Origin of the sequence: Mycobacterium sp., from assembly GCF_050700595.1 — a bacterium.
GTDB lineage: Bacteria > Actinomycetota > Actinomycetes > Mycobacteriales > Mycobacteriaceae > Mycobacterium.
Genome location: NZ_JBOHHI010000152.1, coordinates 1 through 8,716, shown reverse-complemented (window position 1 = coordinate 8,716; position 8,716 = coordinate 1). Strand labels below are relative to the sequence as shown.

Annotated in this window: 8 protein-coding genes, 1 tRNA gene and 1 pseudogene; 5 read left to right on the top strand and 5 right to left on the bottom strand. The window is 65.2% G+C overall.

What is annotated here, in order from left to right:
- Positions 1-229 precede the first annotated feature (229 nt).
- Positions 230-967: pseudogene (locus ACRDTL_RS14130) on the top strand (serine/threonine-protein kinase); the annotation flags it as partial.
- A gap of 1,651 nt (positions 968-2,618) precedes the next feature.
- Here ACRDTL_RS14130 and ACRDTL_RS14125 read toward each other — a convergent pair.
- Positions 2,619-2,984 (bottom strand): hypothetical protein, encoded by a 366-nt coding sequence (locus ACRDTL_RS14125; RefSeq protein ID WP_431507328.1) that lies wholly within the window; start codon positions 2,982-2,984, stop codon positions 2,619-2,621.
- Positions 2,981-3,340, bottom strand: a complete 360-nt coding sequence (locus ACRDTL_RS14120) for a P27 family phage terminase small subunit (protein ID WP_431507327.1) — start codon at positions 3,338-3,340, stop codon at positions 2,981-2,983. Before ACRDTL_RS14120 ends, ACRDTL_RS14125 begins: the two co-directional genes overlap by 4 nt.
- 425 nt (positions 3,341-3,765) lie before the next feature.
- On the opposite strand from ACRDTL_RS14120, the gene ACRDTL_RS14115 reads away from it, so the two are divergent.
- On the top strand, positions 3,766-3,912 hold the full coding sequence (locus ACRDTL_RS14115; RefSeq protein ID WP_431507326.1) for a hypothetical protein: 147 nt from the start codon (positions 3,766-3,768) through the stop codon (positions 3,910-3,912).
- Positions 3,913-3,946: 34 nt separating this feature from the next.
- Here ACRDTL_RS14115 and ACRDTL_RS14110 read toward each other — a convergent pair whose 3' ends face one another.
- Both ACRDTL_RS14110 and ACRDTL_RS14105 read right to left on the bottom strand, forming a co-directional pair.
- A complete protein-coding gene (locus ACRDTL_RS14110) occupies positions 3,947-5,794 on the bottom strand; it encodes an AAA family ATPase (RefSeq protein ID WP_431507325.1) in 1,848 nt (615 codons plus the stop codon).
- A 200-nt stretch (positions 5,795-5,994) separates the two neighbouring features.
- Complete coding sequence (locus ACRDTL_RS14105) at positions 5,995-6,207, bottom strand: helix-turn-helix transcriptional regulator (protein ID WP_431507324.1); 213 nt, start codon at positions 6,205-6,207, stop codon at positions 5,995-5,997.
- A 72-nt stretch (positions 6,208-6,279) separates the two neighbouring features.
- Between ACRDTL_RS14105 and ACRDTL_RS14100 the strand changes: the two genes are divergently transcribed.
- Both ACRDTL_RS14100 and ACRDTL_RS14095 read left to right on the top strand, forming a co-directional pair.
- Positions 6,280-6,924: a hypothetical protein gene (locus ACRDTL_RS14100; RefSeq protein WP_431507323.1), complete on the top strand. Its 645-nt coding sequence runs from the start codon at positions 6,280-6,282 to the stop codon at positions 6,922-6,924.
- Between the two features lie 4 nt (positions 6,925-6,928).
- A complete protein-coding gene (locus ACRDTL_RS14095; RefSeq protein ID WP_431507322.1) occupies positions 6,929-8,122 on the top strand; it encodes a tyrosine-type recombinase/integrase in 1,194 nt (397 codons plus the stop codon).
- Positions 8,123-8,242: 120 nt separating this feature from the next.
- On the opposite strand, the gene ACRDTL_RS14090 is transcribed toward ACRDTL_RS14095, so the two are convergent.
- Positions 8,243-8,319 (bottom strand) — tRNA-Pro (locus tag ACRDTL_RS14090).
- A gap of 151 nt (positions 8,320-8,470) precedes the next feature.
- On the opposite strand from ACRDTL_RS14090, the gene ACRDTL_RS14085 reads away from it, so the two are divergent.
- Positions 8,471-8,716: helix-turn-helix domain-containing protein (locus tag ACRDTL_RS14085; RefSeq protein ID WP_431507321.1), on the top strand; the 246-nt coding region annotated here is incomplete at its 3' end.

The following is an 8,716-nucleotide window of genomic DNA, read 5'->3' as shown; positions in this document are numbered from 1 at the left end:
GCGCTGCGCAGCGCTCGACTCCCCACTTATCTAGCGCACTCGACATGCGGAAACACCCTCCAGGCGGAGAGCGTAACTCTAGTGCGGTCGGACGCTCAGACCGATGTGCAATTGCCTCGGGATCACTGAGGATGAACTGTCACGCCGTGACATGTACGTGCACGCCGAGCATCAGCGCAAACGATAAAAACCATCACGTCGGCCGCCGCGACGGGCATACGATCCCGGCATGCCGTTGACGAGCGGCGCGATTTTCGCTGGGTACACCATCCTGCGGCTGCTGGGTTCCGGAGGGATGGGCGAGGTCTACCTTGCTCAACACCCCCGGCTGCCGCGTCGCGACGCTTTGAAAATCCTTCCCCAGGCGATGACAGCGGATAGCGAATTCCGCGAGAGATTCCATCGTGAAGCCGATCTCGCCGCAGCGCTGTGGCACCCAAATATTGTCCAGGTGCATGACCGCGGCGAGTTCGATGACCAACTGTGGATCGCGATGGACTACGTCGAAGGTGCCGACGCAGGCCAATTGATGAAGGCCCAGTACCCGGACGGGATGCCGGCAGCTGACGTCTGCGCCATCGTCACCGCGGTAGCCGGGGCACTCGACTACGCCCACCAGCGGGGACTGTTGCATCGCGACGTCAAACCCGCCAACATCTTGCTCGCAAATCCAGAAGACGGCGAACGGCGGATCTTGTTGGCCGACTTCGGTATCGCCCGCCAACACGGCGAGGTCAGCGGCCTGACCGCCACCAACATGACCGTGGGCACGGTCGCCTACGCCGCACCCGAACAGTTGATGGGTGAGGAACTCGACGGCCGCGCCGACCAGTATGCGCTGGCCGCCACCGCGTTTCACCTACTCACTGGTGTGCCGCCGTATCAGCATTCCAACCCAGCTGTTGTCATCGGTAAGCACCTCAACGCGGCACCGCCGAAGCTCAGTGATCGGCGCCGGGAGTTGGCCCATCTTGATCAGGTGTTGTCAACTGCATTGGCCAAGGATCCCGCCGACCGGTTCCGCCGGTGCCGTGAGTTCGCCACGGCCCTCAGGGAGCGGGCTGCCGTCGACTCGATCAGTGATCGCAGCACCGAGGCTGGCATAACCGTCGCCGCCCCTACCGGAGGGTCCGAGACTCAAGTCGCGGTGGGCAGACCGCCTGGCGGATCCGCGCAGTTCGGACGACACAGCGCGGAAAGCCCACCATCGGGCGCTGAGCTGGCACCGCCCACGGCGAAGGAGAAGCGGCGCAGGCGCCCCCGGGTCCTCCTCGGGGCGGCGATCGCGGTGGTGGTGTTCAGCGTCATCGGCGTCATCGGTTACATGATCCAGCCGAAGAAGCACACAACCTCCACCCCAGCAACCACCACCCCCGCCCCAGCCGTTGCGGGTCCCGTACTCGACGGCACCTATCGCCTGGACTATGACTTTGCAAAGCAAACGCAAAACGGCGCCCCCGACCCCCAATCCAAAACCGAAAGCTGGACTACTTGGTGGGCGTTTCGTTCAACGTGCACAGCCACGGGATGCGTCGCCACCGGGACCAGGCTGGACAACGACAACCACCAAGCAGCGCGCACACCAGCTGATACAGCCGAGTTCCATTTCGTCGACGGTCACTGGCAGGCCGCGCCTAAGCAGGACCAATCCCCGCACCAGCCGCAGTGCCTGGGAGCAAACGGAACAGTCACAGCAGGCGTAAGCACCGACAGTATTACGTGGTCATTGGAGCCACGGCCCGATGGCGCTTTCCGCGGCGTTCAGACCATGACCGTTCTCACCAACGAATGCGCGTTCCAGGGAACGGTGTTCCAGACCCCCTTGGTGGCGACACGGACAGGGGATGTGCCGTCCGGCGTCACCGTGGCCGATCCGGCGATGGTGACGGCCTCCCCGATCGCCAGCACCCCAGACCTAGTCGCTGGGGGTCCGGTACTCGACGGCACCTTCCGTGTGGACTACGACTATGCAAAGCAGACGGCCAACGGCGCCCCAACAACCGGCCCCCGCACCACCGAGACACGTTGGTGGGCGTTTCGTTCATTGTGCGCAGTCACGGGATGCGTTGCCACAGGGTCCAAGCTGGCCGACACCAACCACCAAGAGGCCACCGGTGTTCCAGACGTGCTCCATTTCGCCGACGGTCACTGGCAGGACACGCCCTACCTTCAGCCACCAGCCCAATGCCCCGCAACAAACGGAACAACCTCCGACACCGAGACGAATAGTTGGTCATGGGAGCCGCAGCCCGACGGCACGCTCCGAGGCGTTGTGACCAGGACCGCTCTCACCAATGAATGCGGCAATCAAGGAACGGTGTGGCGGACCCCCGTTGTGGCGACACGGACAGGCGACGTGCCGCCCGGTGTCATCGTGGCCGATCCAGCATTGTTCGCCGATCCAGCATTATTTGAGACCCCGCCTGCGCCAGCCACCGACGGGCCTCACTGAATCGGCTCAAAAACCGAAGGGCATGGCAACACAATTCAGGTCCTCCAGCTCGCGGCCCGCTCGTATAGGCCGTCCTCGTCGACCTGCAGCCGGGTCAGCCCGTACAGGGACGCCCCCTCGGCGCGGGCGGGGTCGATGTAGCAGGGACTGTTCGGGTCGGTGAGCATCACCAGCCCCTAGGCGCGTACATGCAATGCTCGAACCACGGCTCGATCGTGTTGCCTGGTCCTTGGGCCAGGAGTCGGGCGGGATCTCCCGGCAGGAAACTATCCGGATCAACCTTGCCTAACCCGAGCTGGGTTGCTAAACGCTGCAGTTTGTCGGTGAGCTCGTTGAGCCTGTTACGGTCACCGGGCGACGCGCCCTTGGTGTGCATGTCCCATCGCAGCCGCTCCCACACCGCGGCGACGCGGGAGAAGTCGAACACCACGTTCGGATCGACCGGCGGCTCACCGTTGTGCTGGCGGTACTCCTTGTCGAAGATGGCCCAATCACGGATCTGAGCCGCGTACTCCGCAACCGACAACATCACCGGCCCATCTCCTCAATCAAAGCGTCCACCTCCGCGCCGAACCCATCAGCTGCCGTCACGGGCACCGCCAACGGGATGCCCTTCGCCAGGCGCAGCATGTCGGCCCGGGCCTGCGCCAGCGGGGTTAGGCCCGGATGTCTGACGACGACATCTCCGCGGCCTTTCACCAGCATCCCCCGCTGGTCGATGTCCGCCTTCAGCTTCAGGTACATCGCCGTGGTCTCGCTGAACAGGCAGAGTAAGTCCTGGTCAATGCCGGGCCAGCGGCCCTCCCGGTACAACCGGTGCGACTGACGGTCCCACACCGATCTGGCCACCGGGTCGAGTGGCCGGGGCGGCTTAAACGTTTTGTCCATTTGCTTCTCCTTTTGCTGAATGTGCTTGTGTTGCAACATAATCCGCAGCGTGCCGCTGCTGAAAACCGTTCTGGCACAACCCGGCTGGATCTCGTCCAGATTTAAATAGACGCGCTGAGACGCGCTTAGAGTCGGACCGCAGGGTCGTGCGTGAAGCCATCGCGGAGGGATTGACAAGCCCCCCAGACCTGCGGTTTTGTCGATGGTTCATGGTACGCAATGCTTTGCGTAGCAATCCTTTTCGGATAGTAGATTACCTTGCGGTGCAATGGTTTTCGAGTCATGCTGGGTCACAGCCACGATGGTCACAGGTGCATGCGCTGGGTTCGTGTCCGGCCGGGAGGAGCGCCAGCGTTCGGCTGGTGGGGTGGTAGTCATAGCGTGGCCTCCTCTTTGCTGGCGGTGCAGTCGCCGCGGTGGTGGCCGTGCGCGAGGAAGTAGGTGCCGCAGCCGGGACACATCGGTGGACGGCCGTTGCCATCCACGGGTTGACCTTTGCGCGCTTTACCGAGGCAGTCCTTGACGCGATCGGTGACACCGGGCGTCGACGCGGTGATGCCGCCGGGGACTGACGTGGGATCGACTGCCGAAACGGGCGCAACAGGGCTAGGGAGCGCGCCTGAGCTGTTGCTTGCTCCCTTGCTCCCTGGCCTCGGATTGCTCCCTGGCCGCACTGTCACTGACCTGCAAGGGAGCAGCTAGGGAGCTAGGGAGCACCTTCTGAGCAATCGAGTCGGTCCTGCTCCCCAGGCGCTCCCTAGGCAGCGACCAGAACCACGGCCCTTCACCGCCGGGCCGGCGCGCTTCGATACCTAGTCGCTTCTTTGCTCGCTTGGCCTGATCTTTCGAGAATCCGGCCGCGTCGGCAGCCGAGTACACATCGTTGGCCTTCTGGCTGCCGGTGCCCAGGAACTCCGATAGCCACTCGTCGACCTCGGCGCGGTCGCGCTGTCCATCGCCGGTGAAGTTGTCGACGATGTGCTCCCGCGCGGTGCGCTCGGAGTCACCGGCGTAGACCAGCAGCGGCACGGTGCCGTCGCTGTCGGGCGTGGGCGGGAAGTGCTGCACTCCGGTGATGGTGAATGTCGACGCCGGGATCGGCGCGGCCGTGTTCATCTTCTCGGGACCGACCACGAGCCGGCCCTCGTTGTCAGATTGGGCGTAGAGCGTCATGCGCGCTTTCTTGCGCAACTCGCCGGTGGCGCCGTAGCGGTCCCGGGCGTTCGCCGACGCCACCCGGTTGGTGTGACACAGCAACAGCACGGCCGCGTCGGTAGTGTTGGCAATTTCTTTCCACGGGTGCAGGGCTTGACGGGCCTGCTGGGGATCACGCACCGAGAGCATGGCGGGCACGGTGTCTAGCCAGGCATCCACTACCACCATCGCCGGTGCCGGGTCGGCTTCGGCGATCAGCCACAGATCCCGCGGGAAGATCGGCGCTCCGCTGCCGTCATCCTCGGTGCAGATCACGTGCACCATCGCCAGGTCCGCGCCGGCCACTTCCAGCCGCGGCCGCACGGTGGTGGTCCAATCGTCTTCGGTGCACACCAGAATGACGTGCGCGGGGTCGCCGCTGGGGATGCCAAACTCGGGCAACGGTTTGCCGGTGGTGACGGCGGCAATGATCCATACCCACAGCAGCGACTTACCGATACCTTCGTCGCCGACCAGCAGGCTTATCGCTCCGCGTGGCAGCCTCCCCTTCGCGAGCCAGCGCGGTTGCTCCGCGGGCTTTAGGTTGGTGGCAGGCCATAGGCGTGGCATGCTCTCGGCTTGTGTGTGGTCGGCGGGCACCAGTTCGTCGAGTGTTTTGCCGGCGGCGATGTGGTCGGCCACGTCTTTCCCGACCGCTGCTTCGACAACACGGACCGAGGACGCCGTGCCGTCGAGCAGACGCGCCACATTGGCGGCATGCTTGCGGCCGGGCTCGTCACGGTCGGCGACGATGTGCACGTCCTTGTCGCGTAGCGGTTCCCAGTCGAACTTATGGGCCTTGCCGGCGCCCATCGCCGGGCAGACCGCGACTGCGTCGACCGATTCGGCAGCGTGGACATCTTTTTCGCCTTCGCAGACATAGACGGTCTGGGCGTCGCCGATCCGGTCGGCGTGGTAGAGACTGCGGCCCTTGGTGTTCCCTGACTGGCGGAATCGTTTGCCGCGGCTGCGGTGTACCAGGCGGCCATCGGGGTAGGTGTACGTCACGCCACGCCGGTCGTCGTATAAGTCGGCCTTCGTGAGGTTGACCGCAGCGAGAATGTCGTCGGTGTCGCAGCCGGCGAAGCAATGCACCAACACTGAGCCTTCGATGGCCCGCAGGCTGAGCGACGGGTTGCGGTCATCGTGGGCGGGGGCGGGGCACTGCGCCACCAGTTGGCCGTGCCGGGACTCCTTGACGTGGCTGCCGTGGTTTTCCAACGCGGCACGCAGCCGCTCATATGCGGTAGTGATACTCACACCGGCCATCCCGCCAGCTGCGGATTCCCGGGCTTCCCGTGCGGCGAGGCGTTCAAGGAAGCCGCCGGCCCGGTCCTCGGGTGTCGGCGCCGCGTAGCCGTCATGTGGGCGGTCTCGGGTAGACTGATTGCTAGCTCTTGACGCGGGCTCGTGGGCCGTCTCGGTGTAGCCGCCGGGGCGGCTTTCTTGTTCCGGCGGGCTCACACCGACGCTGCCTCTTGGGTTTCGAGCCACGCCAGCACGGCCGAACGCTTCCATACCCGGCGGCGTCCGAGCTTGAAGCTCGGCGGTCCCTGGCCGATATGTGCCCAGTACCTCCACGTCGAGGCCGGTGTGCCGGTCATCTGCTCCAACAGTGGAGCCGTTAGATACTCCGCTGAGATTGCTTCGGCTGCATTTGCGTTGATCATCATGGTTGATAGAGTGCAGAGTTAAGTGCAGAGTTACAACATTGCACCGTCGTACCGTGATGGAGGTTTCAGCTGATGGCAGGCCATCGCCATCGCGTCAGCGATGAGCCCGAGACAGTCGAGGACGACGGTTTACGTTTCCGGGTCTCGGGCGACTACATGGCGTTCGGCATGGACGGGACGCCTTTGGCTGAGGGCCAGTGGAGTCCATCTGGGAGGTTTCTGCCGGCATTTGTTGAGTTTGAACTTGACGGCCGCGACGAGCCCGACTTTTACTGCCGGGTTGAGTTGCGCGACGACGTGCCCAGGGTGGTCGAATTAGGTTGGCGCGCAAGGGGAAGTCAGAGCGAGATACGCCAGAAGCACCTCCGCGCAGTCGAGGTCGCGTACCTTGTCGACGTGGCGTACGGAACGTGGGTTGTCGAACTACGTGACGTGTGGCGCGACAAGCCCGGAATGGCCATACCCGCCATGATCGGCACCGAACAACAGCGGGTAATCCGCGGTTTTCTGTACGACCTTCGGGCGGGTCGGCGACATGTCAACACCGAGCTGCTGCGCCAGGTCGCCGAGGTCTACCGCGCCAACTTCGATAAGGCACCGGCCGAGGCGGTGGCACGGACATTCGGGGTCAAGCAGCGGATGGCGCATGAGTACGTGCGGCGTGCGCGTGAGCGCGGGTTCCTGCCGCCCACCACACAAGGGAAGAAGAAGGCGTAGCGAGATGGCGAAGAACGCGAACGGTGAGGGCAGCATCTACAAGCGGATGCGCGACGGCAAGCTGGTCCGCTACGAGGGTGCGATCACCTACTCCGGCGACGACGGCAAGACCCACCGGCACACCGTCTACGGCCGCACCCGCCAGGATGTCCGGGACAAGCTCAAGAGGGCGCGCGACCGGCTCGAGGCCGGCGCGCCGGTGCGGGACGCCACGCGCACGATCGGTGACTGGCTAGCACAGTGGCGGGTGACCACGCTGGCGGCATCGGATCGCAAGGAATCGACGCGGGCGCTGTATGCGCGGCTGTGTCAGAAGCACTTGGAGCCAGCACCGTTCGGCGCGATCCGGCTCGACAGGCTGAAGCCAAGCGACATTGACGCCCTGATCCTGTCCATGCGCGCCAAGACGAAACCAGCCAAGACAAAGGGTGCCGATCCGGTGCGGGCGTTCTCGGACAGCACCGTCCGCCAGGTGTACACGGTTCTGCGAGCCGGCCTCGACGGCGCGGTACGGGACGGGCTGCTGGCGCGCAATCCCGCGGCACTGGTGAAGCGGCCAGGCATCGAACGGCACGAGGCAAGGCATCTGGACGCCGATGAGGTCGCGAAGGTTCTCAAGGCCGCTGAGGGCTCCCGGTACTACCCCGCACTGGCGCTCATCGCCGCCACCGGATTGCGGAAAGGCGAATGTCTGGCGCTTCGCTGGGACACCGACGTGCTCAATCTGGACGAGGGCTGGCTGAAGGTCCGTAAGACCCTCGGGCGCATCGGCGATCGGCTGGTGATCTCCGAGCCGAAGTCCGAGCGGGCGCGGCGTACCGTGCCGCTCTCCCCCGCGATAGTGGCGATGCTGCGCAAGCACAAGGCGGCCCAGGCCGCCGAGCGGCTGCGGGCGGCTAACCAGTGGCAGGACTCAGGGCTGGTGTTCACGACCGAGCTGGGCGCCCCGGTCGACCCGCGCAACTTCCTCCGCGTGATGGAGGTTGCCGCCAAGGCCGCCGGCGTCGAGTGCGACGACGTGCACGCCCTGCGACACTCCGCGGCTGTGCGCTGGCTGGAGTCCGGCGTGCACATTAAGGCCGTCGCCGATCTGCTTGGGCACAGCTCAATCAGCATCACTGGCGATATCTACGGGCACACGTCCGACGACACGGCCCGCGCCGCCGTCGAACGCTTGAGCGGGGCGCTCGGACTATGAAACGGCTGTTCGAGGGGAAATGCGAGCGGGTTGCTGCATCCGTTGCTGTATACACCCCTAGCGGGTACCACTTCGGGCATGTCCACAGCCCGCCGATACAGCGTCTACCTGCGGAAACTCTGGTCGGGCTGACAGGATTTGAACCTGCGACCACTTGACCCCCAGTCAAGTGCGCTACCAAACTGCGCCACAGCCCGGTGCTCGTCCGGCTTCCACCGGCGGCAGGTCGAAAGCCTACCGCAGGCGGCGGGGCTCACCCCAACAGAACGCGGGCGCCCAGCGGCGCGGCATGGGGTGGGATGCCGACGGCGCTGGGCAACTCGGCTGCGACGTGGCACGATCGCGCAGGTGGCCAGCAGACCCCCAGAGCGCAGCACCTGCGACCTCGCACGGCTGCGCCGCGTCCGCGACCGCATCGACCGGGAGTACGCGCAGCCGCTGGATGTCGAGGCGCTCGCCCTCGGCGCGCACATGTCGGCCGGGCACCTCAGCCGCCGGTTCCGGCTGGCCTATGGCGAGTCGCCGTACAGCTACCTGATGACGCGACGCATCGAGCGCGCGATGGCGCTGCTGCGTCGCGGCGACCTCAGCCTC